This is a genomic window from Streptomyces sp. NPDC127100 (assembly GCF_042724095.1).
Classification (GTDB): Bacteria; Actinomycetota; Actinomycetes; order Streptomycetales; family Streptomycetaceae; genus Streptomyces.
Genome location: NZ_JBHXFL010000044.1, coordinates 22,470 through 48,917 on the forward strand (window position 1 = coordinate 22,470; position 26,448 = coordinate 48,917).

24 protein-coding genes are annotated in these 26,448 nt (G+C 72.4%); 12 read left to right on the top strand and 12 right to left on the bottom strand.

Translation table 11 applies throughout. The annotated features are described in order from the left end of the window. Positions 1–80: 80 nt before the first annotated feature. Positions 81–875 (bottom strand): IclR family transcriptional regulator, encoded by a 795-nt coding sequence (locus tag ACFWJB_RS29250; protein WP_385460264.1) that lies wholly within the window; start codon positions 873–875, stop codon positions 81–83. Positions 876–1,063: 188 nt separating this feature from the next. Here ACFWJB_RS29250 and ACFWJB_RS29255 point away from each other — a divergent pair, with 188 nt between their 5' ends. After that, positions 1,064–2,353, top strand: coding sequence for a glucarate dehydratase family protein (locus ACFWJB_RS29255; RefSeq protein ID WP_386925995.1), 1,290 nt, complete (start codon positions 1,064–1,066; stop codon positions 2,351–2,353). A 68-nt stretch (positions 2,354–2,421) separates the two neighbouring features. Continuing rightward, the gene (locus ACFWJB_RS29260; protein ID WP_385460268.1) at positions 2,422–3,606 is read left to right on the top strand and encodes a carbohydrate kinase family protein; all 1,185 of its coding nucleotides are present in this window, start codon (positions 2,422–2,424) and stop codon (positions 3,604–3,606) included. A 22-nt stretch (positions 3,607–3,628) separates the two neighbouring features. On the opposite strand, the gene era is transcribed toward ACFWJB_RS29260, so the two are convergent. From era to ACFWJB_RS29275, 3 genes are all read right to left on the bottom strand, one after another. Continuing rightward, positions 3,629–4,582, bottom strand: a complete 954-nt coding sequence (gene era / locus ACFWJB_RS29265; RefSeq protein WP_385460270.1) for a GTPase Era — start codon at positions 4,580–4,582, stop codon at positions 3,629–3,631. A 74-nt stretch (positions 4,583–4,656) separates the two neighbouring features. Continuing rightward, complete coding sequence (locus ACFWJB_RS29270; protein WP_385460272.1) at positions 4,657–5,010, bottom strand: cytidine deaminase; 354 nt, start codon at positions 5,008–5,010, stop codon at positions 4,657–4,659. A 29-nt stretch (positions 5,011–5,039) separates the two neighbouring features. Further along, positions 5,040–5,861 (bottom strand): helix-turn-helix transcriptional regulator, encoded by an 822-nt coding sequence (locus tag ACFWJB_RS29275; protein WP_386926027.1) that lies wholly within the window; start codon positions 5,859–5,861, stop codon positions 5,040–5,042. A 148-nt stretch (positions 5,862–6,009) separates the two neighbouring features. Here ACFWJB_RS29275 and ACFWJB_RS29280 point away from each other — a divergent pair, with 148 nt between their 5' ends. Continuing rightward, positions 6,010–7,458, top strand: coding sequence for an MFS transporter (locus tag ACFWJB_RS29280; protein ID WP_386925999.1), 1,449 nt, complete (start codon positions 6,010–6,012; stop codon positions 7,456–7,458). Here the strand turns inward: ACFWJB_RS29280 and ACFWJB_RS29285 are convergent. From ACFWJB_RS29285 to ACFWJB_RS29315, 7 genes are all read right to left on the bottom strand, one after another. Beyond that, positions 7,420–7,779 (bottom strand): MmcQ/YjbR family DNA-binding protein, encoded by a 360-nt coding sequence (locus ACFWJB_RS29285; RefSeq protein WP_385460276.1) that lies wholly within the window; start codon positions 7,777–7,779, stop codon positions 7,420–7,422. The two genes, ACFWJB_RS29280 and ACFWJB_RS29285, sit on opposite strands and share 39 nt — an antisense overlap. Continuing rightward, positions 7,776–9,080: a hemolysin family protein gene (locus tag ACFWJB_RS29290; protein ID WP_386926001.1), complete on the bottom strand. Its 1,305-nt coding sequence runs from the start codon at positions 9,078–9,080 to the stop codon at positions 7,776–7,778. The genes ACFWJB_RS29285 and ACFWJB_RS29290 overlap by 4 nt, the downstream gene beginning before the upstream one ends. Next, a complete protein-coding gene (gene ybeY, locus ACFWJB_RS29295) occupies positions 9,077–9,574 on the bottom strand; it encodes an rRNA maturation RNase YbeY (protein ID WP_385460280.1) in 498 nt (165 codons plus the stop codon). The genes ACFWJB_RS29290 and ybeY overlap by 4 nt, the downstream gene beginning before the upstream one ends. Before the next feature lie 12 nt (positions 9,575–9,586). Beyond that, a complete protein-coding gene (locus ACFWJB_RS29300; protein ID WP_385460282.1) occupies positions 9,587–10,663 on the bottom strand; it encodes a PhoH family protein in 1,077 nt (358 codons plus the stop codon). Positions 10,664–10,805: 142 nt separating this feature from the next. After that, positions 10,806–12,119 carry a GH1 family beta-glucosidase gene (locus ACFWJB_RS29305; protein WP_386926004.1) on the bottom strand — a complete coding sequence of 438 codons (1,314 nt, stop codon included), beginning with the start codon at positions 12,117–12,119 and terminating at the stop codon, positions 10,806–10,808. Positions 12,120–12,188: 69 nt separating this feature from the next. After that, positions 12,189–12,455 carry a protealysin inhibitor emfourin gene (locus tag ACFWJB_RS29310; protein ID WP_385460286.1) on the bottom strand — a complete coding sequence of 89 codons (267 nt, stop codon included), beginning with the start codon at positions 12,453–12,455 and terminating at the stop codon, positions 12,189–12,191. 21 nt (positions 12,456–12,476) lie between these two features. Then, on the bottom strand, positions 12,477–13,547 hold the full coding sequence (locus ACFWJB_RS29315) for a M4 family metallopeptidase (protein ID WP_385460288.1): 1,071 nt from the start codon (positions 13,545–13,547) through the stop codon (positions 12,477–12,479). Positions 13,548–13,881: 334 nt separating this feature from the next. Between ACFWJB_RS29315 and leuA the strand changes: the two genes are divergently transcribed. Both leuA and ACFWJB_RS29325 read left to right on the top strand, forming a co-directional pair. After that, on the top strand, positions 13,882–15,603 hold the full coding sequence (gene leuA / locus ACFWJB_RS29320; RefSeq protein ID WP_385460290.1) for a 2-isopropylmalate synthase: 1,722 nt from the start codon (positions 13,882–13,884) through the stop codon (positions 15,601–15,603). 184 nt (positions 15,604–15,787) lie between these two features. After that, positions 15,788–16,483: a TerB family tellurite resistance protein gene (locus ACFWJB_RS29325; RefSeq protein WP_385460292.1), complete on the top strand. Its 696-nt coding sequence runs from the start codon at positions 15,788–15,790 to the stop codon at positions 16,481–16,483. 6 nt (positions 16,484–16,489) lie between these two features. Here the strand turns inward: ACFWJB_RS29325 and ACFWJB_RS29330 are convergent, their stop codons facing one another. Then, positions 16,490–17,044, bottom strand: a complete 555-nt coding sequence (locus tag ACFWJB_RS29330; RefSeq protein WP_385460294.1) for a GNAT family N-acetyltransferase — start codon at positions 17,042–17,044, stop codon at positions 16,490–16,492. A 328-nt stretch (positions 17,045–17,372) separates the two neighbouring features. On the opposite strand from ACFWJB_RS29330, the gene ACFWJB_RS29335 reads away from it, so the two are divergent. The 7 genes from ACFWJB_RS29335 (at position 17,373) to ACFWJB_RS29365 (ending at position 26,421) form a co-directional block, all read left to right on the top strand. Further along, positions 17,373–18,122 (top strand): SCO2525 family SAM-dependent methyltransferase, encoded by a 750-nt coding sequence (locus tag ACFWJB_RS29335; protein WP_385460296.1) that lies wholly within the window; start codon positions 17,373–17,375, stop codon positions 18,120–18,122. Between the two features lie 69 nt (positions 18,123–18,191). Beyond that, positions 18,192–20,036, top strand: coding sequence for an SCO2524 family protein (locus tag ACFWJB_RS29340; protein WP_385460298.1), 1,845 nt, complete (start codon positions 18,192–18,194; stop codon positions 20,034–20,036). A gap of 2 nt (positions 20,037–20,038) precedes the next feature. Continuing rightward, entirely contained in the window at positions 20,039–20,956 is a 918-nt protein-coding gene (locus ACFWJB_RS29345) for an SCO2523 family variant P-loop protein (RefSeq protein ID WP_385460335.1), read from the top strand. Further along, positions 20,953–21,918, top strand: a complete 966-nt coding sequence (locus ACFWJB_RS29350; RefSeq protein WP_386926008.1) for an SCO2522 family protein — start codon at positions 20,953–20,955, stop codon at positions 21,916–21,918. The genes ACFWJB_RS29345 and ACFWJB_RS29350 overlap by 4 nt, the downstream gene beginning before the upstream one ends. A 1-nt stretch (position 21,919) precedes the next feature. Then, positions 21,920–22,897, top strand: a complete 978-nt coding sequence (locus ACFWJB_RS29355; protein ID WP_385460302.1) for an SCO2521 family protein — start codon at positions 21,920–21,922, stop codon at positions 22,895–22,897. Positions 22,898–22,969: 72 nt separating this feature from the next. Then, complete coding sequence (locus ACFWJB_RS29360; RefSeq protein WP_385460304.1) at positions 22,970–24,175, top strand: hypothetical protein; 1,206 nt, start codon at positions 22,970–22,972, stop codon at positions 24,173–24,175. A 155-nt stretch (positions 24,176–24,330) separates the two neighbouring features. Beyond that, positions 24,331–26,421, top strand: coding sequence for an MMPL family transporter (locus ACFWJB_RS29365; protein WP_386926011.1), 2,091 nt, complete (start codon positions 24,331–24,333; stop codon positions 26,419–26,421). The last annotated feature ends 27 nt before the right edge of the window (positions 26,422–26,448 follow it).

The following is a 26,448-nucleotide window of genomic DNA, read 5'->3' on the forward strand; positions in this document are numbered from 1 at the left end:
GGGAGGCACGAAACAGCCACCCCGCCGTGATCTGGATCACATTTGTGTTTGCGTGCGGTGGGCCGGGGTAGCAGAGGGCGCTATCGCCAGTGGACCGAGCCGCTCCCGGCCGGAATCGTCGCCTCCACCTTGGCCCGGATCTCCCGCATCACCGCGACGATCCGCGCCTCGTGATCCGGCGTCAGACGGGCCACCGGCACCGAGCAGCTGATCGCGTCCAGGGCCGGAACCTCGTGGCGCAGCGCGAAGCCGAAGCCGACGATGCCGGTCACGCCCTCCTCGCGGTCGACCGAGTGGCCGCGCTCCCGGATCTGTGCGAGGTCGGCCGCCAGGGACTCCCTGCCGGTGTGCGTGTTCGGGGTCAGCGCCTCGTACGGCCCCTCGGGCAGCTCGTCGTCCGGCCGCTCCGCCAGCAGCGCCTTGCCCAGGGCGCCCGCGTGGGCGGGCAGCCGGCGCCCCACCCTGCTGATCGTGCGGGGGTACTCGTGCGACTCCCGCGTCGCCAGGTAGGCCACGTCGTGCCCGTCGAGCCGCCCCAGGTGGATCGTCTCGCCCAGCGCCTCGGACGCCTCGTCCAGATACGGCCGCACCACCCGCACCCGGGGGTCCGAGTCGAGGTAACCGGTGCCGGTGAGCAGGGCGCTGATGCCGATGCCGTACAGCGAGCCGGTGACGTCGGTGCGGACCCAGCCGCGCGAGATCAGGGTCTGGAGCAGCGCGTACATCGAGCTGCGCGGCACGCCCAGCTCGTCCGCCAGCTCCTGGAGCCGGGCCGGGCGGTCCCCGCGCGCGGCCAGCACCTCCAGCAGCTCGACCGTGCGCGCCGCCGACTTCACCTCGCGGACGCCGCCCGCCGCGCCCCCTGTCCCGGACATGTGCCGATCGTAGACGGACGCCGCCGGCCCATTGACGGCTCCCGTACGCGTATCTAATCTCCATCTCCGTACGTGGACGACATCTACATACGGAGACGGTGGTGAGAGCGTGGGTCCCGGCACCGGCCCCGGCCCCGTGAACCCAGGACCCTGCTCGCCGCCGGACCCGACCTCGTAGGAGCCGCCCTGTGAACCTCACCGTCACCGACGTCCGCCTGACGCCGATCCTCGTCGCCGACCCGCCCCTGCTCAACACCCAGGGCGTCCACCAGCCGTACACCCCGCGCCTGATCGTCGAGGTGGAGACCGCCGACGGGATCACCGGCGTCGGCGAGACCTACGGCGACGCCAAGTACCTCGAGCTGGCACGCCCCTTCGCCGACAAGCTGGTCGGGCGCCGGGTGAGCGACCTCAACGGCCTGTTCGGCATGGCCGACGAGGTCGCCGTCGACTCCTCCCGGGTCTCCGGCCGGGTGGACGTCGGCGGGCTGCGCGGCGTCCAGACCGCCGACAAGCTGCGCCTGTCCGTCGTCTCCGGCTTCGAGGTCGCCTGCCTCGACGCCCTCGGCAAGGCGCTCGGCCTGCCCGTGCACGCGCTGCTGGGCGGCAGGGTCCGCGACGCCGTCGAGTACAGCGCCTACCTGTTCTACAAGTGGGCCGGCCACCCCGAGGGCGTGGCGTGCGAGCCGGACGACTGGGGCGCCGCCCTGGACCCGGCGGGCGTCGTCGCCCAGGCCCGCGCCTTCACCGAGCGGTACGGATTCACGTCCTTCAAGCTCAAGGGCGGCGTCTTCCCGCCCGAGGAGGAGATCGCCGCGATCAGGGCCCTCGCCGAGGCCTTCCCCGGCCACCCGCTGCGCCTCGACCCCAACGGCGCCTGGTCCGTGGAGACCTCGCTCCGGGTCGCCGCGGAGCTCGGGGACGTGCTGGAGTACCTGGAGGACCCCGCGCTCGGCACCCCGGCCATGGCCGAGGTCGCCGCGAAGACCGGGGTGCCCCTCGCGACCAACATGTGCGTGACGACGTTCGCCGAGATCCCGGAGGCGTTCACCCGGGGCGCCGTCCAGGTCGTGCTCTCCGACCACCACTACTGGGGCGGGCTGCGCAACACCCAGCGGCTAGCCGCCGTCTGCCGCACCTTCGGCGTCGGAGTCTCCATGCACTCCAACACCCACCTGGGCATCAGCCTCGCCGCCATGACCCACGTGGCGGCCACCGTCCCGGACCTCCACCACGCCTGCGACTCCCACTACCCCTGGCAGTCCGAGGACGTGCTCACCGAGCGGCTCACCTTCGACGGCGGCCGGGTCACCGTCTCCGACGCCCCCGGCCTCGGCGTCGAACTCGACCGCGACCGGCTGGCCTTCCTCCACCGCCGCTGGCTCGACGACGACGGCGCCCTCCGCAACCGCGACGACGCGGCGGCGATGCGTGCCGCCGACCCGAAGTGGGCCGCTCCGTCCGTGCCGCGCTGGTGAACCCTTCCCCGGCTCGTCGACGGCGTGGTGCACACTGGCCTGAACCGCACCATGCCAGGGAGCGCACCGTGACAGCGACCACCGTGTCCGCGGCGTCCGACGGGACCGTCATGACCGCCGTGTCCGCCGACGAGAGAACACACCGCCACCCGCAGGACGAGGGGTCGGACCGGCACCCGCAGCTCGACCCCCTGGCCGGCCTGCGCACCCCGCAGGACCCGCCCTGGGACGTGTACCTCACCGGCACGGTCTTCCTCGACGTCGTCTTCACCGGGCTCGACTCCGCCCCGGTGCGCGGGACCGAGTCCTGGGCCCGGGGCATGGGGTCGAGCCCGGGCGGCGTGGCCAACATGGCGACCGCGCTGGCCCGCCTCGGCCTGCGCACCTCGCTGGCCGCGGCCTTCGGCGACGACCACTACGGCGACTACTGCTGGGACGCGCTCGCCAGGGGCGAGGGCATCGACCTGACCCCCTCGCGCACGGTGCCCGGCTGGCACTCGCCGGTGACGGTCTCCATGGCGTACGAGGGGGAGCGCACGATGGTCTCCCACGGCCACGAGCCGCCGCCCGGGGAGCCGTCCCCCGACTGCCCGCCGCGCGCGCGTGCCGCCGTCGCCTCCCTCACTCCCGGGGTCCGCGCCCCGTGGATCGCGCAGGCCGCCGCGCGGGGCACCCGGATCTTCGCCGACGTCGGCTGGGACGACACCGGCGCCTGGGACCTGGCCGGGCTGGCCGACCTCGCGCACTGCGAGGCGTTCCTGCCGAACGCGGAGGAGGCCATGCGCTACACCGGCAGCACGTGCCCCCGCGCCGCCGCGCACGCCCTGACCGAGCACGTACCGCTCGCGGTGGTCACCCTCGGCGCGGAGGGCGCCTACGCGGTGGACCGGCGGACGGGGGAGAGCGCCGAGGTCCCCGCCATCGCCGTGGAGGCGCTGGACCCGACCGGCGCCGGGGACGTGTTCGTCGCCGGGTTCGTCACCGGCACCCTGGCCGGCTGGCCGCTCGCCGACCGCCTGGCCTTCGCCGGCCTGACCGCCGCCCTCTCCGTCCAGGAGTTCGGCGGCTCGCTGTCGGCGCCGGGCTGGTCCGAGATCGCGACCTGGTGGCACGAGGTCCGGTCGGTCGAGGGGCAGGACCCGGCGGCCCTGCGCCGGTACGCGTTCCTGGCGGACCTGGTCCCGGACGAGCCGGCCACGCCGTGGCCCCTGCGGCGGGCGGTCCCGACCATCGGCTTCCGCCGCCCGGCCTGACCGCCGCCGCCCTCGGCCGCCCTCAGAAGCCGAGGCGGCGGAGCTGCTTGGGGTCGCGCTGCCAGTCCTTCGCGACCTTCACGTGCAGGTCGAGGAAGACGGGGGTGCCCAGCAGGGCCTCGATCTGCTTGCGGGACTTGATGCCGACGTCCTTCAGGCGCTTGCCCTTGGGGCCGATGATGATGCCCTTCTGGCTGGGGCGCTCGATGAAGACGTTGGCGTGGATGTCCAGGAGCGGCTTGTCGGCGGGGCGGTCCTCGCGCGGCAGCATCTCCTCCACGACCACGGCGATGGAGTGCGGCAGCTCGTCGCGCACGCCCTCCAGCGCGGCCTCGCGGATCAGCTCGGCGACCATGACCTGCTCGGGCTCGTCCGTAAGGTCGCCCTCCGGATAGAGCGTGGGGCCCTCCGGCAGCAGCGGGATCAGCAGATCGGCGAGCAGGTCCACCTGCTGGTTCGCGGTGGCCGACACCGGGACGATCTCCGCCCAGGTGATGCCCAGCTCCTCGCCGAGCCGGTCCACCGCGATGAGCTGCTCGGCCAGCGTCTTGCCGTCGACCAGGTCCGTCTTCGTGACGATCGCGACCTTCGGGGTCTTCTTGATCCCCGCGAGTTCCTTGGCGATGAAGCGGTCGCCCGGCCCGAGCTTCTCGTTCGCCGGCAGGCAGAAGCCGATGACGTCCACCTCGGCCCACGTCGTGCGCACCACGTCGTTCAGCCGCTCGCCCAGCAGCGTGCGCGGCTTGTGCAGGCCCGGGGTGTCGACCAGGATCAGCTGGGCGTCCGGACGGTGCACGATGCCCCGCACGGTGTGCCGGGTGGTCTGCGGGCGGTTCGAGGTGATCGCCACCTTCTGCCCGACCAGAGCGTTCGTGAGGGTGGACTTGCCCGCGTTGGGGCGGCCCACGAAGCAGGCGAAACCGGCCCGGTGGACAGCCTCGGCCGGCTTTTCGGATGACTGGGTACGCACGCTCATGGCGCCCATTGTCCCTGATCCCCGGAGCCCCGCCGTACCACCGCCGGGAGCGGACCCGGCGGGGCGGTCGGGGGTCAGTCCGCGCTCACCGTGTCACGGACCGTCCCGTCGGGCGAGGCGACCAGCACCGGGGTGCCCGCACCGCCGAGGTCCCGGACCGCCGCCAGGTCCTCGGCCGACGCCGACCCGGCATCGGTCACCACGGCCGCCGCCTCCAGCGACCTCGCACCGGACGCCACCGCCATCGCCACCGCCGTGCGCAGGGCGCTGAGCTTCAGGGAGTCCAGGGCGACGGTCCCGGCGACGTAGGTACGGCCGGTCTCGTCGCGGACCGCCGCGCCCTCGGGGACGCCGTTGCGGGCGCGGGCGGAGCGGGCCAGGGTGACGATCTTGCGGTCCTCGGGGTCGAGGTCGGTGGTGTCGGTCATGGTCAGAGCATACGGAGGCACCGCGCCGGTCACCCCGCCACCGGGTACATCGCCCCGCGCCGCCCCTGGGGCGAGGCCAGCCACTCCAGCTTCGCGGCGGTGTTCGCCTCGTCCAGCGGCGTGTGCAGCACGATCGTCAGGTCGGGCCGGGCGGGCACCTTCAGCGCCGTCGACTCCACGCACAGCAGACCGACCAGCGGATGCTCCAGCTCCTTGCGGATCTGCCCCGCGTCCTCGATGTCCCGCTCCTCCCACAGCCGCAGGAAGTCGGCGCTGTCGTCCCGCAGCCGGGCCAGCACCGCCCGGAAGCCCTCGTCGTCGGGACTGGCCGAGCACGCCGCGCGGAACTGGGCGACGACCGTACGGGCGTTGCGCTCCCAGCTCTTGGACCTGGCCCGGTACAGCGGGTCCGTGAAGAAGTCGACCAGGCAGTTCTGCGTGGTGTCGGGGCGCATGCCCAGCACGAGCGCGGCCGCCTCGTTGTACATCACGCAGTTGTAGTACCGGTCCATGATGTGCGCCGGATACGGCATCCACGTGTCGATCAGCCGCCGCAGCCCGTCGCACATGTCCCGCCTCTCGGGCTCCACCTCGGGCGCGGGCGGATTGAGCCCGGCCAGCAGGTACAGGTGCCGGCGCTCGGCGTCGCTCAGCCGCAGCACGCGGCCGACCGCGTCCAGCACCTGCGGGGAGACGGAGATGTCCCTGCCCTGCTCCAGCCACTGGTACCAGGAGGCGCCCACCCCGGCGAGCACGGCGACCTCCTCGCGGCGCAGCCCCGGCGTGCGGCGCCGCCCGCCGCCGTCCGGCAGCCCCGCCTCGGCCGGCGTCACGCGTGCGCGGCGGCTCATCAGGAACTCCCGCAGTTCGCGCCGCCGATGGGTCTTGAGCCCGGTTTCCGTCACGTGCCGATTCCCCCCTGATTCCCGGCTGGTGGTGTCACCACCAGGACAACTGGCCGCTCCCCACGATCATTCCGGCGCCCCCAGGCTCTTGTCCATGGCGATCGACACCTCCACCTCCACCCCGCCGGCGCCCGTCGGCACACCGGCCGCGGCCCGGCTCTCGCCCCGCGACCGGCTCGTCCTGTTCGTGCTGTGCGCCGCCCAGTTCATGGTCGCGCTCGACTTCTCCGTCCTGAACGTCGCCCTGCCCGTCCTCGGCGCGGACCTCGGCATGAACCAGTCCGCCCTCCAGTGGGCGGTCACGGCGTTCGCGCTGCCGTCCGGCGGCTTCCTGCTGCTCTTCGGCCGCATGGGCGACCTCTACGGCCGCCGCCGGCTGTTCCTCGCCGGCCTCGCGCTGTTCGGCGCCGCCTCGCTGCTGGCGACCCTCGCCTGGGACCCGGCCTCCTTCCTCGTCGGACGCGCGCTGCAGGGCCTCGGCGCGGCGGCCATCGTGCCGACCGGCATGTCCCTGCTGACGACGACCTTCCCCGAGGGCCCGGCCCGCGACCGCGCCCTCGGCATCTCCGGCACCCTGCTCTCGCTCGGCTTCACGGTCGGCATGGTGGCCGGCGGGGTGCTGACCGACCTGCTGAGCTGGCGCTCCACGATGGGCCTGCTGACCCTGTTCGCCCTGGTCGTGCTGCCCCTCGCCCCGGGCCTGCTGCCCGAGTCACGCACTCAGGACCGCCCCCGCCTGGACGTGCCCGGCGCCGTCACCGTCACCGGCGGGCTGCTCTCGCTGATCTACGCCCTGTCGACGGCCGCCGAGCACGGTTTCGGCCGTACCGACGTCCTCGTCGGTCTCGTCGCGGGCCTGCTGCTCCTGGCCGCCTTCGCGGTCGTCGAGTCCCGCACCGCCGCCCCGCTGGTGTCCCTGCCGATGCTGCGCCGCCGCACGGTGGCCTGGGGCAACCTGGGCGGTCTCGTCACCTTCTCGATGATGTCCACGGTGGTCTTCGTGCTCACCCTGTACCTCCAGGAGGTCCTGCACCTGTCCGCCTTCGGGACGGGGCTGGTCTTCGGCGTGCAGGGCGTGCTGTCGGTGGTGGCCGGGACGTACGCGCCCCGCGTCATCGGCCGTTTCGGCGCCCGCCGCACCCTGGTCGGCGCGCTCGCCGGGCAGGGCGCCCTGGGCCTGTCCCTGACGGCCCTGGGGGAGGGCGGCTGGTCGGTGGTCCTGGCCACGGCCGCGGTGTCCCTAGCCAGCATGTGCCACCTGGGCGCGATCATCTCCTACGGCCTGACCGTCACCTCCGGCGTCCCCGACGAGGAGCAGGGCCTGGCGACCGGCCTGGTCACCTCCACGCAGCAGGTCGGCATCACCGTCGGCATCCCGCTGCTGGGCGTGCTGGCCACCACCTCGGCGGACCTGCGCTCCGGCGTGCACACGGTGCTGGTCCTGGACGCGGTGATCGTGCTCGCGGCGGCCGCCCTGATCGCGGCCGGACTGCGGACCCGCCGCTCAGGGACGGTCGAGGCGCAGCCGGTCCGCACGCGGTAGGCCGGCGACGACCAGGTCGTACGAGTCCTCGACCAGCTCCCGGACGACGCGATCCGGGAGCCCGCCGTCGGCGGTCACCGTGTTCCAGTGCCGCTTGTTCATGTGCCAGCCGGGCACGATCAGGCCCTCGTGCTCGGCGCGCAGCCGGATGGCGTCCTCCGGGTCGCACTTGAGGTTGACCGTGAGCGGCCGCGCGTCGAGCGCGGTGAGGGCGAACATCTTCCCCTGGACCTTGAAGACCGAGGTCTCCGGGTTGAAGGGGAAGTCCTCCACCGCCGCGTTGAAGGACAGGCAGAGCGCGCGCAGCTGCCGGGGCGTCACTCCGCCGCCTCCTCGGCGCCGGCCCTGGCCGGGGCCACCGGCTCCACCAGCACCGTCACGATCTTGTTCCGGCGGCCCGCGGAGGCCTCCGCCGTCAGCCGCAGCTCGCGGCCGTCGGGCAGTCCGACGATCGACGTGGCCCCGGCGATCGGCACCCGGCCGAGCGCCTTCGCCAGCAGGCCGCCGACGGTCTCCACGTCCTCGTCGTCGAACTCCTCGAGCCCGTACAGCTCGCCGAGGTCCCCGATGTCCAGGCGGGAGGTGACCCGGAAACGGTCCTCGCCCAGCTCCTCGACCGGCGGCAGCTCGCGGTCGTACTCGTCGGTGATCTCGCCGACGATCTCCTCGAGGACGTCCTCGATGGTGACGATGCCTGCCGTGCCGCCGTACTCGTCGATGACGACGGCGACGTGGTTGTGCTCCTTCTGCATCTCGCGCAGCAGGTCACCGGCGTTCTTGGTGTCGGGCACGAAGAAGGCCGGGCGCATCGCCGTGGACACCAGGTCGCCCTCCGCGTCCCGGCTGATGTGCGTCTTGCGCACCAGGTCCTTCAGGTACACGATGCCGACGATGTCGTCCTCGCTGTCACCGGTGACCGGTATGCGGGAGAAGCCGGAGCGCAGGGCGAGGGTGAGGGCCTGGCGGATGGTCTTGTACCGCTCGATGACGACGAGGTCGGTCCGCGGGACCATGACCTCCCGCACGAGCGTGTCGCCCAGCTCGAACACCGAGTGCACCATGCGGCGCTCCTCGGCCTCGATCAGCGACTCCTTCTCGGCGAGGTCCACCAGCGCCCGCAGCTCCGCCTCGGAGGCGAACGGGCCGCGGCGGAAGCCCTTGCCGGGGGTGAGCGCGTTGCCCAGGAGGATGAGCAGCGACGGGATCGGGCCCATGACCCGGCCCAGCGGCACCAGGACGTACGCCGCCGCCGTCGCCGTGTTCAGCGGGTGCTGACGGCCGATGGTGCGCGGGGACACCCCGACGGCCACGTACGACACCAGCACCATCACGGCGATGGCGATCGCCAGCGCCTCGCCGGTGCCGTCGAACTCCTTGAGGCAGGCGTACGTGACCAGCGCGGCGGCGGCCATCTCGCAGGCGACGCGGACCAGCAGCGCCACGTTCAGGTAGCGCGTGGGGTCGGCGGCGACCTTGGCCAGCCGGGCGCTGCCGCGCCGCCCGGAGCGCACCGCCTCCTCGGCGCGGAAGCTGGACACCCGCGCCAGGCCGGCCTCCGCGCACGCGGCGAGCCAGGCGACCACGACCAGGGCGACGGCGCCGGCGACGAGCGGGAGGCTCATGAGACCGTCGGGGCCGGGGACGGGCCGGTCAGGCCCTTCTCCGCACGCCAGCCGTCCACGATGGCCGCCTGGAGGCCGAACATCTCGGCCTTCTCGTCGGGCTCCTCGTGGTCGTAGCCGAGCAGGTGCAGCACCCCGTGGACGGTGAGCAGCTGGAGCTCCTCGTCCATGGAGTGCCGCGTCTCCGCCTCGGCGCCCTGCCTGGCGGCGACCTCCGGGCACAGGACGATGTCGCCGAGCAGGCCCTGCGGCGGCTCGTCGTCGTCCTTCGACGGCGGACGCAGCTCGTCCATCGGGAAGGACATGACGTCCGTCGGACCGGGCAGGTCCATCCACTGGATGTGGAGCTGCTCCATGGCGTCGGCGTCCACGACGATCACCGAGAGCTCGGAGAGCGGGTGGATGCGCATCCGCGCGAGCGCGTGGCGGGCGATGTCGAGGATCGCCTGCTCGTCGACCTCGGTTCCGGACTCGTTGTTGACGTCGATCGACATGGTCGTGCTGGTCTACTTCCCCTGGGAGGCCTTGGCACCGGGCTTGCCGCGCCCCTTGTGCCCGCCGTTCTCGGTGCCATTCGTGCTGTCGTACTTCTCGTACGCGTCGACGATACGGCCCACCAGCTTGTGCCGGACGACGTCGTGGGACGTCAGCCGGGAGAAGTGGACGTCGTCGACGCCCTCCAGGATCTCCTGCACCTGCCGCAGACCCGACTTGGTCCCGCCGGGCAGGTCGACCTGCGTCACGTCACCCGTGATCACGATCTTCGAGTCGAAGCCGAGACGGGTGAGGAACATCTTCATCTGCTCGGGGCTGGTGTTCTGGGCCTCGTCCAGGATGATGAAGGCGTCGTTGAGGGTCCGGCCGCGCATGTACGCGAGCGGCGCGACCTCGATCGTCCCGGCCGCCATCAGCCGCGGGATCGAGTCCGGGTCGAGCATGTCGTGCAGCGCGTCGTACAGCGGGCGCAGGTAGGGGTCGATCTTCTCGTAGAGCGTGCCCGGCAGGAAGCCCAGCCGCTCGCCGGCCTCGACCGCCGGACGGGTCAGGATGATGCGGTTGACCTGCTTGGACTGCAAGGCCTGCACCGCCTTGGCCATCGCCAGGTAGGTCTTGCCGGTGCCCGCCGGGCCGATACCGAAGACGATGGTGTGCTTGTCGATCGCGTCGACGTACCGCTTCTGGTTCAGCGTCTTGGGGCGGATGGTGCGGCCGCGCGAGGACAGGATGTTCTGCGTGAGCACCTCGGCCGGGGTCTCCTGGCCGTCGCTCTCCCCGTTCTCGCTCGCCTTGAGCATGGCGATCGAGCGTTCCACTGCGTCCTCCGTCATCGGCTGCCCCGTGCGCAGCACCAGCATCATCTCGTCGAACACGCGCTGCACCAGGGCGACCTCATGGGCGTCGCCGACCGCGCTGATCTCGTTTCCCCGGACGTGGATGTCGGCCGCCGGGAAGGCCGTCTCGATCACGCGCAGCAGGGCGTCGCCGGATCCCAGGACGGTCACCATGGGGTGCTGGGCGGGGACGGTGAAGTGTGCTCTCGCCTGCCCCTGCGCGGGGGTGTGAGCTGAGGGTGTCTGAGTCATGGGCCGGCGCTCGAGGCCTGCACGTCCTCCTCTGCGGCGTGCGCCGCGTGACAGGTGTGTCTGCTGCCTCCCAGCGTACGACTCCCCGCCGACAGCACCCAGGTCTTTTATCCGACCGGCCCCCGGGTATGCCCCGGGGCACTCACCGCCGGCCGCGGAGCAGGTCCCGGAACCAGTGGTACGACGCCTTGGGCGTCCGCGTCCCCGTGGCGAAGTCCACGTGCACCAGCCCGAACCGGCGCGCGTACCCCTCGGCCCACTCGAAGTTGTCCAGCAGCGACCACACGAAGTAGCCGCGCACGTCCACGCCCGCCTCCAGCGCCCGGTGCAGGGCGCGGACGTGGCCGTCGAGGAAGGCGATGCGCTCCTGGTCGTCCAGGCCCTCGTAGGAGCAGCCGTTCTCCGTGATGACGACCGGCGGCAGCCGGTCGCCGTAGCGGTCGCGCAGGCCGGTGAGCAGCTCCGTGAGCCCCTCGGGGACCACGGGCCAGCCGAAGTCCGTCAGCGGCCGGCCCTCGACCGGGTGCACCGAGAAGGGCAGCCCGGCCGGGAGCCGCACGCCGCCGGTCCCGCTCTCGGTGTCCTGCGGGGCGCCCACCCGCGCCGGCGCGTAGTAGTTCACGCCGTACCGGTCCAGCGGCTCGGAGATCACCTCCAGGTCGGCGTGCACGTCGCCCGGCATCAGGTCGCCGATGCCGTCCGGGTACCGGCCCAGCAGCAGGGGGTCCGCGAACAGGCGGTTCAGCAGGATGTCGTAGAACTCGGCCGCCTCCCGGTCGGCGGCCGTGTCCGAGGCGGGCCAGGTGGGCCCGTGCGAGTTGGCGATGCCGATGTCGCTCGCGCCGGCCGCGCGCAGGGCCCGTACCGCCAGACCGTGCGCGAGGAGCTGGTGGTGGGCCGCCGGGAGGGCGTCGAACAGCAGCTCCCGGCCGGGGGCGTGGGTGCCGAGGGCGTGGCCGAGCAGGGTGTGCTCGGCGGGTTCGTTGAGGGTGAGCCAGGTGCCGACCCGGTCGCCGAGCCGCCGCGCGACGACCGACACGTACTCCGCGAACCGGGACGCCGTGTCCCGTTCGAGCCAGTCCAGGTCCGCCGGGAGGTCCCAGTGGAAGAGGGTCGGCATCGGGCGGACGCCCGCCGCGCACAGCTCGTCGACCAGGCGGTCGTAGAAGTCCAGGCCCCCGGGGGAGTTCACCCGGGGCCAGGAGACCGAGAACCGGTAGGCGTCCACGCCCAGGCCGGCGAGCAGCGCCACGTCCTCGCGGTAGCGGTGGTAGTGGTCGCAGGCCACCGCCGCCGTCGAGCCGTCCCCGATCCGCCCCGGCCGGTCCGCGAACACGTCCCACACGGACCGTTCGCGCAGGTCGGCCGCGCCCTCGATCTGGTGTGCCGAGGTCGACACGCCCCACAGGAAGCCGTCGGGGAACCGGGGTACCGGGTTGCTCGCGTCGGTCGCCATGCGCGGATCATCCGTACCCCCGGTAACGGAAGTCAACGCCCTTGCGCGTCAAGGGTGTTGCGCGCGGTGTTACGCGCCCTCCTTCAGCACGCGCGAGATGAGTTTGCGCTGCTCGTCCGTCAGCCGGGGATCGGCCGCGTACACCGTCCTGCCGTCCACGGTGATCTGGTAGCTGAACCCGTCCGGCACCCCGACGGGCGGCGTGCTCCGCCCGTCGGCGACCGCCCGTTCGGCCAGGGCGTGCCACTCGGCCGCGTCGGGGCGTTCCGCGGTCTCGACCTCCGCGTGGCGTTCGATGCCCGCGAAGCCTCCTGTGCGCCTCACCTGAATCCGCATGGGACCGTGTCTAGTACGGAACTACCGCGTGCGCACCCCGACCTGTTCCCAGGCCTTGCGCACCGCGTCCAGCTCGTCCGCGTCGCCGTAGCGCTCCCGGGCGGCCGCCACCGTCAGCGCCGCGAAGTCCGTGAACGAGGCGTCCTCCCGCAGCTCGCCCCCGGTCAGGACGTCGTACCAGACCTGCCCGGCCCGCTCCCAGGCGTGCCCGCCCAGCTCCGTGGCGAGCAGGTAGAAGGCGTGGTTGGGGATGCCGGAGTTGATGTGCACGCCGCCGTTGTCCCGGCCGGTGCGCACGTAGTCGTCCATCGTCGCGGGCTGCGGGTCCTTGCCGAGGACGTCGTCGTCGTACGCCGTGCCCGGCGCCTTCATCGAGCGCAGCGCCACCCCCGTCACCCGCTCCGCGAGCAGTCCGGCACCGATCAGCCAGTCGGCCTCGGCGGCGGTCTGACCGAGCGTGTACTGCTTGATGAGGGAACCGAAGACGTCGGACACCGACTCGTTCAGCGCGCCCGGCTGGCCGTAGTAGGTCAGGTTGGCGGTGTGCTGGGTGACGCCGTGCGTCAGCTCGTGGCCGATCACGTCCACGGGGATGGTGAAGTCGAGGAAGATCTCCCCGTCCCCGTCGCCGAACACCATCTGCTCGCCGTTCCAGAAGGCGTTGTTGTACTCGCGGTCGTAGTGCACGGTCGCGTCCAGCGGCAGGCCGGCGCCGTCGATGGAGTCGCGCCGGTACGCCGTCAGGAACAGCTCGAAGGTGGCGCCGAGCCCCGCGTAGGCGCGGTTGACCGTCGCGTCCCGGCCGGGTTCGTCGCCCTCGCCCCGCACCTTGCGGCCGGGCAGGTCGGTGCCGTGCCGGGCGTCGAAGATCGTGCGGTGGGGCCTGCCGGCCTCGGCGCCGGCGCGCGGGGTCACGGTGGGGGCGCCGATGACGGTGGTCAGACCGCGGCGGGTGCGCTCGGCGGCGTCGCGCTGGATGGTCCGGCGCGCGGGCCCGGCGAGCACGGGGTCCTCGTTCCGGGCCAGTTTGTCGAGGACGTGCGGCGGCACGATGGTGCAGAAGACGGGCTCGAAGCCCCCGTTGGTCGTCATGCCCGGAACCATCGCACTGTGTGACTCTACTGTCACTACCTGCAACCATGATCGGTGGAATGCGGTGCCAAGAGGGCCCGGTGAGCAGCCGGAAGTGGTATACGGCACTTTTTGTCCGGGTTCCCTCTGTGGTCCCGCATACTGATACGGACCCGCGTGACCGGCGAGGCTCGGCTAAGGTGCTGGGCACTATGCGTTACGGGCTGCTTCTCCTTAGCTGCCGCGGCGAGGGCCTGTAAGAGGCCGACTCCCTCCCCGCGGTGCTTGGTGTTGCGCGTCGGCCGTCCTTCCGGACACGCGGACACCGCGGACATCACGAGGAGCCCACGCGATCATGGCCAACCGCCAGCAGCCCAGTTCCATGCCGACCACCAAGTACCGCGGCTACGAGCAGGTCGACATCCCCGACCGCACCTGGCCCGACCGGCGCGTCACCCAGGCCCCCCGCTGGCTCTCGACCGACCTGCGCGACGGCAACCAGGCGCTGATCGACCCCATGTCGCCCGCCCGCAAGCGCGCGATGTTCGACCTGCTGGTCAAGATGGGCTACAAGGAGATCGAGGTCGGCTTCCCGGCCTCCGGCCAGACCGACTACGACTTCGTGCGGTCGATCATCGAGGACCCGGACGCCATCCCGGACGACGTGACCATCTCCGTACTGACCCAGGCCCGCGAGGACCTGATCGAGCGCACGGTGGAGTCCCTGAAGGGCGCCCGGCGGGCCACCGTCCACCTGTACAACGCCACCGCCCCCGTCTTCCGCCGCGTCGTCTTCCGCGGCTCGAAGGACGACATCAAGCAGATCGCCGTGGACGGCACCCGCCTGGTCATGGAGTACGCCGAGAAGCTGCTGGGCCCCGAGACCGAGTTCGGCTACCAGTACAGCCCCGAGATCTTCACCGACACCGAGCTGGACTTCGCCCTGGAGGTCTGCGAGGCGGTGATGGACACCTACCAGCCCGGCCCCGGCCGCGAGATCATCCTCAACCTGCCCGCAACGGTGGAGCGTTCGACGCCGTCCACGCACGCGGACCGCTTCGAGTGGATGCACCGCAACCTCTCCCGCCGCGAGTACGTCTGCCTGTCCGCCCACCCGCACAACGACCGCGGCACGGCGGTCGCGGCGGCCGAGCTGGCGGTCATGGCCGGCGCCGACCGCGTCGAGGGCTGCCTGTTCGGCCAGGGCGAGCGCACCGGCAACGTCGACCTGGTCACCCTGGGCATGAACCTGTTCTCGCAGGGCGTCGACCCGCAGATCGACTTCTCCGACATCGACGAGATCCGCCGGACGTGGGAGTACTGCAACCAGATGGAGGTCCACCCGCGCCACCCGTACGTGGGCGACCTGGTCTACACGTCCTTCTCCGGCTCCCACCAGGACGCCATCAAGAAGGGCTTCGACGCCATGGAGGCCGACGCGACGGCCAGGGGCGTCACCGTCGACGACATCGAGTGGGCCGTCCCCTACCTGCCCATCGACCCCAAGGACGTCGGCCGTTCCTACGAGGCGGTCATCCGCGTCAACTCGCAGTCCGGCAAGGGCGGCATCGCCTACGTCCTGAAGAACGACCACAAGCTGGACCTGCCCCGCCGGATGCAGATCGAGTTCTCCAGGCTCATCCAGGCCAAGACGGACGCCGAGGGCGGCGAGATCACGCCGACGGCGATCTGGGACGTCTTCCAGGACGAGTACCTGCCCAACCCGGACAACCCCTGGGGGCGCATCCAGGTCAAGAACGGCCAGACCACGACCGACCGCGACGGCGTCGACACCCTCACCGTCGAGGCCACGGTCGACGGCGCGGAGACCACCCTGGTCGGCAGCGGCAACGGCCCGATCTCGGCGTTCTTCCACGCGCTCCAGGGCGTCGGCATCGACGTACGCCTGCTGGACTACCAGGAGCACACGATGAGCGAGGGCGCCTCCGCGCAGGCCGCCTCGTACATCGAGTGCGCGATCGGCGACAAGGTCCTGTGGGGCATCGGAATCGACGCGAACACCACCCGTGCCTCGCTGAAGGCGGTCGTCTCCGCCGTCAACCGGGCGGCTCGCTGACCAGCCGAATCGGTGGTTCAGGGCCCCGCACGCCGGAAAACGGCGGGCGGGGCCCCGTCGTATACCGGCCATCTCCACACGCAGGTCACGGAAAGGTCTCTCCCCGGGTACTGACTCCACGTCGGTGATGTGGCTAACATCACGCCAGCGCGGCGATGCTGCCGCGCCGTTACGGAGGTGCGACGTGCTGCCTGGACGGGGACGAGACGACCGAGCTGCCCGGCTGCCGCGCATCCTGGGCACGCGCACCGCGTGGACGCCCGTCGGCGACGGCGAGTTCTTCTGCGCCGGCTGCGGGGGCGACCGCAACTACCAGCGCCTCGCCGGCCGCCGCCGCTTCACCCTGCTCGGGGTGCCGGTGCTGCCGCGCGGCGAGTCCGCGCCCACCGTCGAGTGCGCATCCTGTCGCCGCCATTACGGCACCGACGTCCTGGACCACCCGACCACCACCCGCTTCTCCGCGATGCTCCGCGACGCCGTCCACACCGTCGCCCTCGCGGTGCTCGTGGCGGGCGGCACCTCCTCCCGTACGTCCCTGGAGACGGCGGCCGTCGCGGTGCGCGCGGCCGGCTTCGAGGACTGCACCGAGGACCAGCTCGGCGCGCTGGTCGAGGCGCTCGAAGCCGACACCGGGCGGGTGCGCGACGAGCCCTGCGTGCCCGGCCTGGCCATAGAACTGCACGAGGCGCTGGACCCGCTGGCCCCGCACCTCGCCGCCGTCGGCCGTGAGTCGATCCTCCTCCAGGGTGCCCGCATCGCCCTGGCCGACGGCCCCTACACGCCCGCCGAGCGCGACGCCCTGGCGACGGTCGGCGCGGCGCTGACCATCCGCTCGGACGACGTGACCCGGCTGCTGGAGTCAGCGGGCACCCCTTCCTGACCCCGCTCAGCGGCCTCCCGTGAGGTCCAGGCGCAGCACGTGGCGGTCCATGCCGGGCCCGAAGTAGTCCCGGCGCAGCCCGGCGTCGGGTTCCTCGGGACGGAAGCCGAGGGAGCGGTAGAGCAGGATCGCGGCGTGGTTGGCGGGCTCCACGGTGAGCCGGACCCGTTCGATGCCGTCCCGGCGCAGCCGGGCCAGGATCTCCGTCATCAGTTCCCGGCCAAGACCGTGCCGGCGCCGGTCCAGGGTCACGCACAGGCCGAGGATCCAGCTGTCCCGGCCGAGCGCCGGCGTCGTCGTGGCGGCCAGCACGTAGCCGCGCAGCCGGCCCCCGCCGTCGTCGAGGACCAGGAAGTGCTCCGCGTACATGTCGAAGAGCTGACGCAGCAGGAAGCCCGGATAGGCGACCTCCTGGAAGACCTCCTCGTCGAGTCGTCGCAGTTCGGGAAGGTCGGACTCCCGGGCCGTCCGCAGAAGCGGAGGCAAGGTGTCCGGGAACGGCCCCCGCTGCGCGAGCTGCTCGTGGCGGTCCAGGGCGCGTTCCAGTGGTTCGGCGGTCATGCAACCCCCAGTCAGGATGTGCGGACGTCAACTCGACGGGCAACGGCGCGACACTCGAAGGAATGACGGGTCCCGCTGGCGGCCGGTGCTCCTTCTGGCTAGAGTGAGCGCCCAACTCCCGCTGTGCAAGGGAGAGTTAGGTTGTGCAACGGTGCGCCTGACGTGCGCCCGGAAGATGTGGACTGGCGGGTTCCCGGCTGTCCGGATGTCCTGCGGCGGCCTATCTTGCGAGCAAGGAGACGCCTCTTTCCATGGCCGGCGTCCACAGGACCCGCGCTCGCGTGCGCACGGTCTTGTCCACAAGCGAACGGAACGCGGCAGGGTGACTATGGACCGCAATGCCGACGCGCCTTGGTCGAAGTTCGATCCAGAGGTGTATGTCGACAACAACTACCGGACCCCGCTCGAGGTCGACCGGCTGATCGTGCGCCTCATGCGCGACTACTTCAGCCGCTGTTTCGCGGGAGCCGTACCGGATGCCGTCCGGGGTGTCGACGTCGGTGCCGGTGCGAATCTGTATCCCGCCCTGTCCATGCTGCCCTGGTGCGAGAAGGTGCTCCTGCTGGAGTACGCCGGACCGAACGTCGAGTACCTGGAGCGGCAGGCCTCCCCCCGGGGATACGACACGGCCTGGGACGCCTTCTGGGAGGAGCTGCGGGTGGCCCCGGCCTACCGCGACCTCGAGCCGAGAGCCCGGTTCAGCGAGATCGTCCGGGTCGAGCGCGGCAACCTCTTCGACCTCGACGGGCAGCGCCGCTGGGACCTCGGGACGATGTTCTTCGTCGCCGACTCGATGTCCGAGTGCCCCGAGGAGTTCCAGCGGGGCGTGCGCTGCTTCATGAACGCGCTCAACGAGGGCGCGCCCTTCGCCGCCGCGTTCATGAAGGAGTCGGTCGGCTACCGGGTCGGGGAGCACCAGTACCCGGCCTACCGGGTGAACGAGGAGCGGGCCAGGGAGAGCCTGACCCCCTTCTGCAAGGAACTGGAGATCCACGACCTGCACCACGTGGTGCGGCCGGGACACGAGGGAATTCTCCTCGCCCTGGGGCAGCGGAACGCGGAGATTGCCGCCCCGTGAGAACGGGGACCATGTCCGAGCGCACGGTCTGACACACAGGGCAACGAGATCTGTACGAGGGGTACGGGGATGCAGATCAAGCCACGCCAGCACCTGCTGGACATCTGGCAGGCCATGGCCCGCCACTCGTTCGACGACGGGAAGCTGGTCCAGGGGCCCACCGACGGGCTGAGCAGCGTCGCGGACGCCGAGCGGCTGCTCTGCCTGCTGTATCCGGCGACCGAGGTGCCCGCCTTCCGCCTCGACCAGCCCGACACGACCGAACGGGACGTGCTGCGCGCGCTGGAGCGGGTCGGCACCCGGCTGGAGATCCCCGCCAACCTGATCACCGCGCTCGCCCAGTTCACCCGCACCCACACCGGGCCGGACGAGAGCCCCACCTTCGCCGGCGGGCACTACTTCAAACCGGCCGACCCCCAGGGGAAGATCACCCACGAGCAGAGCCAGCTCGGCGTGGTGGACTCCTTCTCCATGTCCGTCACGCTCTCACTCGCCACCCTCGGGTACCTCAAGGTCTACGAGACCACCACCACCCGCCCCGAGATCCTCAAGGCGATCGCCGAGCTGCGCGAGGCCACCAACGCCCGGCTGACCTCCGCCATGATCAGCCTGCTGCGCTCCTTCACGGTCAACGTCTTCGACGCCGAGTCCGAGCAGGGCCGCAGGCTGATCCAGGTCATCGGCCAGGGCAGACAGTCCGACCGGATCGCCCTCCAGCAGTTCTCCCGGAGGTTACGGCCCCTGCGCGCCACCATCATCGAGAGCCTCACCCGCGGCATCCAGTTCGACGAGGGCATCCGGGACGAGAGCCAGCTCTTCGAGTGCGGCTGGGCCTGGGGCATCGTCCAGGACGCGCCCCGCGTCACCGACCTGGACGTGCAGGTGCCCGGCCAGCCCGACGGCATCGCCGACCGGCTGCCCTACGTGTACTTCACCGTCGTCGCCCTGGACGGTATCCAGGACCTGTTCTCCGAGCGCACCCTCACCCTCGGTCTGCTCGACGCCGACCAGCAGAAACTCGCCGAGGCCCTGCGGCTGCGCTGGGAACTGAGCCAGCAGTACTGGTCCGCCATCGCCCGCTTCGGCTCCGAGCGCTGGCCGCTGGAGGACCTGCCCTGGCAGACGACCGGCCTGCAGCTGGAGTCCGAGTACTTCTCCCTCACCGTCGCCGCCATCCTCGTCCACGACCTGGTCCGCCGGAAGGCCACCGACGACGACCTGACCCGCACCGTCGCCATCATGGAACGCCTCGCCGACCGCGGGCGCGTCACCAGCCGGATGACCCGGGACGACCCCACCATCCGGCTGCACAATCCGGGCGTCACCATGCCGCTCGCCGGATCCGAGCGCTCCGGCAGCCCCCTGCTGTGGCGCATGACCGACTTCTCCGCCCAGCTCCTCAAGCGGATCATCCAGCTCGCCGAACTCTCCCGGAACATCGGCGCCCAGGACCGGCTGCTCCGCCTCGCCGAGCAGACCTTCGAACACCTGTGGAACCGGCGGATAGAGGACGACGATGGCGCCGGCCTCTGGGACAACGTCCGGGCCGTCTACCCGGACGCGCACGACGCCGAACTGCGCATGTCCTGGAGCATCACCGAGCGCGTCACCGAATGCCTCGTGGCCGCCCGGAACCTGTACGAGCAGCAGCCCATCCGCAGCCCCGAACTCGCCGAACTGGCGCGCGAACTGCTCAGCGAGGCCACCCACCTGTTCGGCAAGGAGCAGCTCGAGGCCTCCGCCGCCGCCGACGGGAGCAGGGCCCGGGCGATGCGGAGCATCGAGAGCCGTCTCGACCACGCCCGCAGCCTGGTCGACGACCGGCCCGCCACCGCCTTCGCGCTCGCCCTCCCCGTCCTCCAGGAACTCGACACCCTGGCCCAGGCCAGGGGCGCCGCCGCACAGGAGGTGTGAGCGTGCTCGTCTTCGCCGCCTCCGACAAGGGAGGCACCGGGCGCTCGGTGACCAGCGCCAACCTGGCCTACCAGCGCGCCCTCACCGGCGACCACGTGGCCTACGTGGACTTCGACTTCGGCTCGCCCACGGCCGCCGCCGTCTTCGACGTGCCCGGTGCCATGCGCGGCACCGAGGAACGCGGCCTCCACTCCTACCTGGAGGGCGAGACCGCCGAACCGGTCAGGATCGACGTCTGGCGGCAGACCGAGCACCCCCTGCTACGCGCCCGCCCCAACCAGTCCGGGCGGCTGGTCCTGTTCCCCGGCGACGCGGGTGGCGGCGAGTTCGCCACCGGCGAGGACGCCCTCGAACGCTGCGTCGACCTGCTGCTGCGCCTGAACAGCGAGTTCGACCTGATCGTCGTCGACCTCAGCGCCGGCCGCAGCTACGCGGTCGACATGGTCCTCGCGGCGACCGCGCACCCCCGGATGCAGTTCGTCCCCTTCCGCTGGCTGGTCTTCCACCGCTGGACCCGCCAGCACGTGATCGCCGCCTCCGGACTGGTCCACGCCGAGCACGGCATCATCCGCGGCGGCGTGGAACGCGGCCACGACGAGAAGGCGCTGCGCGCCGCCACCCGCTTCGTACGGGCCGCCGTACCCGACCCCGAGTCGCCCCTGTGGTCGCAGGGCTCGCCCGCGCAGGCCGCCTGGATGCAGGCCTGCGACGAGGCACTGCGCCGGCTCGCCGCCGAGCACCGCATCGGCGACAGCGTCGTCCTCGGCGTCGTGCCGCTGGAGCCCATACTCCAGTGGCGCGAGCAGCTGATCACCGAGGAGGACGTGCTCTCCACCCAGATCGCCAACAAGGAGACCCTGGAAGCGCTGGAGGAGATCGCCCGGCGCCTGACGGACGACACGTACTGGGGGCGGCCGTGACGGAGACCGGGTTCCGCGAGACGGCCGCCGAGCCGCGCACCGAGGCGGTGCCGCTGGCCCATCTCTCCCTGGAGCTGGGCCACCTCTACATGGAGGACTTCGAGGCCGGACCCGAGCGGCTGCGCGAGCACTTCACCCAGGTACAGCCCTGGGTGGCCGCCGCCCGTGCCGCCGCCACCGCCCGCACCGGCGGCAAACGCGCCCGGATCAGCACCTGCTTCCTCATCGACGACTACTTCGCGCGCTTCTCCACCCCCGCCGAGGTCGTCCCCATGCTCCTGGCGGAGGCCGAGCGGGCAGGGCTGACCGTCGACTACCTCGCCCGCGAGTCCGGCTGCGCCGTCACCGGCAAGGTGCCCGTCGCCGAGGCGGTGGCCGGCCGCATCGTCGAGTCGCCGCCGCCCGGCAGTTACGGCCTGCGCCCGCCGGCCACGCAGAGCGGCTGGCTGGCCAACGGCGAACGCAGCCCGGTCGCCCGCGCCCCGCAGGCGATGAAGCGCGCCGTCGCCTGGCAGCCGCCGCGGGAGACGGCGGCCCGCCGGCACTCCGTCTTCCTGGACGTCGAGCTGTGGAGCGACGACGCCGACGGGCAGCGCACCTGGTCCTGCCCCTTCCTCGCCGCGGTGTGGCAGCTCGCCCGCCTCGGCCTGCTGCGCAACCAGGGCGAGGCCGTCCTCGTGCCGCAGCCGCACACCGGCTCCGGCTTCCCCGACGACTGGGACGACCTGCCCTCGCTGCTGCGGCTCAACCCCCGGGCGGACCCGTTCGCCGCCTACCGGGCCTGCTCGGTGCTGCCGAACCGGTTCCTTCCCGTCGAGCACGCCGTCCGCGTGATCCTCGACCAGATCGAGGCCGAGCCCGACGCCCTGGACCAGGTCGCCAAGCGGTCCGCCGGCGAGCGGATGCCCGTCCCCGACTCGGTGGCGGACCGCATCTCCTACGTCTACTACGCGGGGCTCTGACATGGCGCCGCGGGAGATCGCGCCGGGCCCCGTCCTCGCCTGCGGGGAGGTCCGCACCTGCCTGCTGCCCACCCGGCAGGCCCTCGACATCCGCGCCGCCGCCCAGCTCCTGGCCCTGCGCTCCGACGAACGGGTCCTGCTCTCGGAGCGCCCCAACCTCTACGCGCGTTCCCCCGACACCCTCACCGGCGTCGACTGCCACCTCCCCAGCGCCAACGGCGCCCGGATCCGCGCGGTCGGCACGGTCGTCGCACGGGCCTCGCTCACCGAGGGCCGCGTCCTGCAGTCCTCCGCGCACTTCCGCGTCCCCGCCACCGGCCCCGACCAGCGTCGGCCCTGGGGCCAGTACCTGGTGCGGCCGGGAGTGGTCGAGCCGCTCGGCAGACTGCCCCGCGAGGCGGTCGCGCAGGGCGTGCTCGGCGGCGGGCGGCACGGCGACCTCGACGCCGGACTGATCGCCGACGGTCTGCTCACCCGGCTGCTGCGCCACCCGCTCCTCGACCACCGCCCGCCCCTCAGGTCCCGCCCCACCCGGCTGCGCTGGGCGGCGCTGCCGGCGACGCCGGGCGAGGGGCCGTCGATCGAGCGGTTCACGCTCGCCGAGGACGAGCTGCGGACCGTGCTGCTCCGGGTGCCCGAGGACACCGCCGGCGGCGACCTCGCCGGCCTGTGCGACGACCTCGCCCTGCACGACTGGCTGCTCACCACCCTGGTCCGCGTGCTCGACGGCATCCGCCTGGGCGCCGGCCCGGAACACGGCCACGCCCTCGTCGAGGCACTGCGCCCCGCCGTCGGCCACCTGCTGCACCTGTGGATGCCGCGGGCCCGGGTGCCGCAGGAACTGGCCGCGCTGTGGGACCCCCTGGAGGAGCGGCCCGGCTTCACCCGCCAGTGGCAGACGCTGGTGCAGCGCATCCGCGACCAGCTCACGCTGCACTCGATCCCCTCCGTCCACCGGGAGGTGGAGCCGGCCTCCTGAGCGGACGGCACGACCTCCAGGCACATCCCCGCACCCCGATCCGACGCGCATCCCAACGGGGGGAGAAGCGAGATGAGCACGGCACAGTCACCCCAGCCCGACGGCACGGCCGTACCGCCGGACCGCACCAACGGCCCGGCGGTCCCCGGCCGCACGGCCCTGACGGGCGAGTCCCCATGGCCGCGCCGCCTGCTGGCCGGCCTGATCCTCGGCGCCCTGGCCTGGAGCGTCACCGCACTCCTGAGCCCGGGCAGCGGCGCGCCGCGGCAGCTCGCGACCGCCGCGCTGTGCGCCGTCGCCGCGGTGCTCGTCCAGTACGTGCACGGCCTGGGCCGGCGGGCCGAGGAGCCGCAGGCGGAGGACCCGCACGCCCGTGAGCTGCGGGTGGAGGAGCACACCCGGCGGGTGGAGGAACACACCCGCCGGGTCGAGACCGCGCTGGCCGAGCACGCCGCCGCCGTGCGCGACGGCCTGAACCAGTACGACGACGAGCTGCGGACCGGCCTGGTCCGGCACACCGAGGACGTGAAGCAGCTCGTCGAGAACCACCTCGTGCAGGCGGGCCACGGCACCGAGCAGCCCCACCCGCCGCCCTACCCGCCGCTCGACCGGGCCCGCATCGAGGGCGTGCCCGAACTGGCCAAGAGCTTCGCGGAGGTCCTCGCCCCCGGGCCCTCGATCCTCTACACCTTCGTGCGCCTGGAGATGACCCGGGTCGTCGGCTACATGGCGGACCTCACCAACCTGACCGCGGAGTGCCCCGGCGAGAACCACGACTGGATGCTCGCCCTCACCCGCGCCGCCGAGCAGAGCATCTGCGCCACCAGCACCTCCGTCGACCGCCTGTTCTGGAACAGCGAGCCCGCCAGCCGCTACCTGGAGGCCCAGCAGGACGCGGTCGACGAGCACGAGGTGTCGGTGCGCCGGCTGTTCCTGCTGGAGAGCGCGCGCGAGCTCGACGACCGGCTGCTGCGGCTGTGCGAGGAGCAGGAACTGCGGCACATCGAGGTACGCGCGGCGGTACTGCCCGAGCTGCCGCCGCACCTCCAGCGCGGCACCACCAACGACTTCATCGTCTTCGACGAGGAAGTGTCCTTCGAGATCGAGCAGGACCTGCGCGACGTCAACGTCAGGACCCGGCTCATCGCCCGCCAGGAGCACGTACGGGACCGGATGAAGCGGTTCAAGGAGCTCTGGGAGGCGAGCATGAGCCTGCGCGAGCTGGAGGTGCGCGTCGACGCCGAGGAGGACGGCAACTGGATGGTCGACCGGGCCTGACCTCGTCGGGCGTTACTCCCGGGGGAGTAACGCGGGCCGCGTGTCACCCCGGGCAGTAGCCGCCGGATCGGCCTCCCGCCCGACGCCCCGGCGTCCCGGTGCCGGAAGTCTGGAGACGTACCCACCCAGACATCCGACCGGAGGGAGCCCGTCACATGGGGGCCGCAAGGACACGCGCGGGGACGAGCGGGAGGCGACGCCGGGCGCTGCCCTGGCTGGTGCTCGGGCTGTGGATCGCCGTACTGACCGTCGTCTCGCCGTTCGCGTCGCAGTTGTCGGACGTGCAGCGCGACCGCGCCGTCGACTACCTGCCGGCGAGCGCCGACTCCACGACGGCCGCGAAGATCCAGGACGGGCTGCCCGGCGGCGAGGCCACCGAGATGGTCGTCGTCTACCACCGCGACACCGGGCTGACGGCGGCCGACAGGGCCACCGCCGCCGGGCAGATCGACCGGATCGCGGGCGCGCACCGGCTGACGGACCGTCCGGTGGGCGTCCCGTCCGAGGACGGCACCACCCTCATGTATCCGGTCGCCAGCACCGAACCCGGCCAGGACGAGAAGGCCCGCGACGACCTCGTGGGCGCCGTGCGGGACGTCGCGCGGGGCGGCGGCGGGCTGAGCGTCGAGGTGGGCGGCGCGGGAGCCCTCGCCACCGACTCCGCCGAGGTCTACAACTCCCTGAACGGCCCGCTGCTCTACACCACCGCCGCCGTGGTCGCGCTGCTGCTGATCCTCATCTACCGCAGCCCGTTCCTGTGGCTGATCCCGCTGGCCGTCGCCGGCCTCGCCGACTACCTCTCCATGGGCGTGGCCTACGGCCTCAACCAGGCGTTCGGCACCGCGGTGTCCGGCCAGAGCACCGGCATCATGACCATCCTCGTCTTCGGCGTCGGCACCGACTACGCGCTGCTGCTCGTCTCCCGCTACCGCGAGGAACTGCGCCGCGTGGAGCGGCCGTACGACGCGATGCTCGCCGCGCTGCGCGGGTGCGGTCCCGCCGTGCTCGCCTCGTCCGGCACCGTGGCCGCCGGGCTGCTGTGCCTGCTCGCCGCCGACCTCAACTCCAGCCGCGGCATGGGCCCGCTCGGCACCGTGGGCGTGCTGTGCGCCCTGGCCGCCATGCTGACGCTGCTGCCCGCGATCCTGGTCCTGCTGGGCCGCCGGGTCTTCTGGCCGCTCGTCCCCCGCCACGGCAGCACCCCCAGGGTCCGCCGGTCGCTGTTCGCCGCGATGGGCGGCTCCGCCGAACGCCGGCCCCGTGCCGTGCTGGTGGGCGGTGCGCTGCTGCTCGGCGCGCTGGCGCTCGGCTCGCTCGGCCTGCCCGGCTCGCTCAAGCTGGAGGACTCCTTCACCTCCGAGCCCGACGCCATCGCCGCCATGGACACCCTCGCCGCCGCCTATCCGCAGCACGGCACCCAGCCCATCACCGTCATCGTCCCCGGCGACCGCGCCGACGCGGCCCTCGCCGAGGCCCGTGACACCCGGGGGGTGGAGAGCGCCGAGAAGGGCCGCAGCGGCGGAGGCTGGACCGAGCTGACCGTCCTGGCCTCCGCCCCGCCGCAGTCGGCGGCCGAGACCGCCACCATCGAGGCGCTGCGCGACAGGCTCGACGACTCCTACGTCGGCGGCCCCAGCGCCCAGCAGATCGACCTGGACGACACCAACGCCCGGGACACCGTGATCGTCGTCCCGATCGTGCTGCTCTCCGTCCTGCTGATCCTCGTGGTGCTGCTGCGGTCACTGGTCGCCCCGCTGATCCTGGTCGGCGCCGTCGTCGCCGTGTGGGGCGCGGCGCTCGGCGTCGGCGGACTCGTCTTCGGGCCCGTCCTCGGCTTCGAGGGCACCGACCCGGGCCTCGGTCTGCTGTCCTTCGTGTTCCTGGTGGCCCTCGGCATCGACTACGGCATCTTCCTGATGCACCGCATGCGCGAGGAGGCCCTGAACGGCGCCGGACCCACGCGGGCCGCGCTCACCGCGCTGCGCACCACCGGCGGGGTCATCGCCTCCGCCGGGCTCGTCCTCGCGGCCACCTTCGCGGTGCTGACGACCATGCCGATGGTGTCGCTCGTCGAGCTGGGCTTCGTCATCGCCGTCGGCGTCCTCCTCGACACCTTCCTCGTCCGCACCTACCTGGTCACCAGCGCGAGCGTCGCCCTGCGCCGCCGGGTGTGGTGGCCGGGGCGGCTGTCCCGGGAGCCCGGGGAGGCGGCGCCGGCCGGTGAGCGGGAGCCGGTCGGTGTCTGACCCGGTGAGGGACCGGAGCGCGCCCCT

Excerpts from the sequence above, each read along its gene's own strand:
- ACFWJB_RS29250 (WP_385460264.1), bottom strand. The coding sequence starts at position 875 with ATGTCCGGGACAGGGGGCGCGGCGGGCGGCGTCCGCGAGGTGAAGTCG.
- era (WP_385460270.1), bottom strand. The coding sequence starts at position 4,582 with ATGAGCGTGCGTACCCAGTCATCCGAAAAGCCGGCCGAGGCTGTCCAC.
- ACFWJB_RS29270 (WP_385460272.1), bottom strand. The coding sequence starts at position 5,010 with ATGACCGACACCACCGACCTCGACCCCGAGGACCGCAAGATCGTCACC.
- ACFWJB_RS29275 (WP_386926027.1), bottom strand. The coding sequence starts at position 5,861 with ATGAGCCGCCGCGCACGCGTGACGCCGGCCGAGGCGGGGCTGCCGGAC.
- ACFWJB_RS29280 (WP_386925999.1), top strand. The coding sequence starts at position 6,010 with ATGGCGATCGACACCTCCACCTCCACCCCGCCGGCGCCCGTCGGCACA.
- ACFWJB_RS29290 (WP_386926001.1), bottom strand. The coding sequence starts at position 9,080 with ATGAGCCTCCCGCTCGTCGCCGGCGCCGTCGCCCTGGTCGTGGTCGCC.
- ybeY (WP_385460280.1), bottom strand. The coding sequence starts at position 9,574 with ATGTCGATCGACGTCAACAACGAGTCCGGAACCGAGGTCGACGAGCAG.
- ACFWJB_RS29300 (WP_385460282.1), bottom strand. The coding sequence starts at position 10,663 with ATGACTCAGACACCCTCAGCTCACACCCCCGCGCAGGGGCAGGCGAGA.
- ACFWJB_RS29305 (WP_386926004.1), bottom strand. The coding sequence starts at position 12,119 with ATGGCGACCGACGCGAGCAACCCGGTACCCCGGTTCCCCGACGGCTTC.
- ACFWJB_RS29310 (WP_385460286.1), bottom strand. The coding sequence starts at position 12,455 with ATGCGGATTCAGGTGAGGCGCACAGGAGGCTTCGCGGGCATCGAACGC.
- ACFWJB_RS29315 (WP_385460288.1), bottom strand. The coding sequence starts at position 13,547 with ATGACGACCAACGGGGGCTTCGAGCCCGTCTTCTGCACCATCGTGCCG.
- leuA (WP_385460290.1), top strand. The coding sequence starts at position 13,882 with ATGGCCAACCGCCAGCAGCCCAGTTCCATGCCGACCACCAAGTACCGC.
- ACFWJB_RS29330 (WP_385460294.1), bottom strand. The coding sequence starts at position 17,044 with ATGACCGCCGAACCACTGGAACGCGCCCTGGACCGCCACGAGCAGCTC.
- ACFWJB_RS29335 (WP_385460296.1), top strand. The coding sequence starts at position 17,373 with ATGGACCGCAATGCCGACGCGCCTTGGTCGAAGTTCGATCCAGAGGTG.
- ACFWJB_RS29340 (WP_385460298.1), top strand. The coding sequence starts at position 18,192 with ATGCAGATCAAGCCACGCCAGCACCTGCTGGACATCTGGCAGGCCATG.
- ACFWJB_RS29355 (WP_385460302.1), top strand. The coding sequence starts at position 21,920 with ATGGCGCCGCGGGAGATCGCGCCGGGCCCCGTCCTCGCCTGCGGGGAG.
- ACFWJB_RS29360 (WP_385460304.1), top strand. The coding sequence starts at position 22,970 with ATGAGCACGGCACAGTCACCCCAGCCCGACGGCACGGCCGTACCGCCG.
- ACFWJB_RS29365 (WP_386926011.1), top strand. The coding sequence starts at position 24,331 with ATGGGGGCCGCAAGGACACGCGCGGGGACGAGCGGGAGGCGACGCCGG.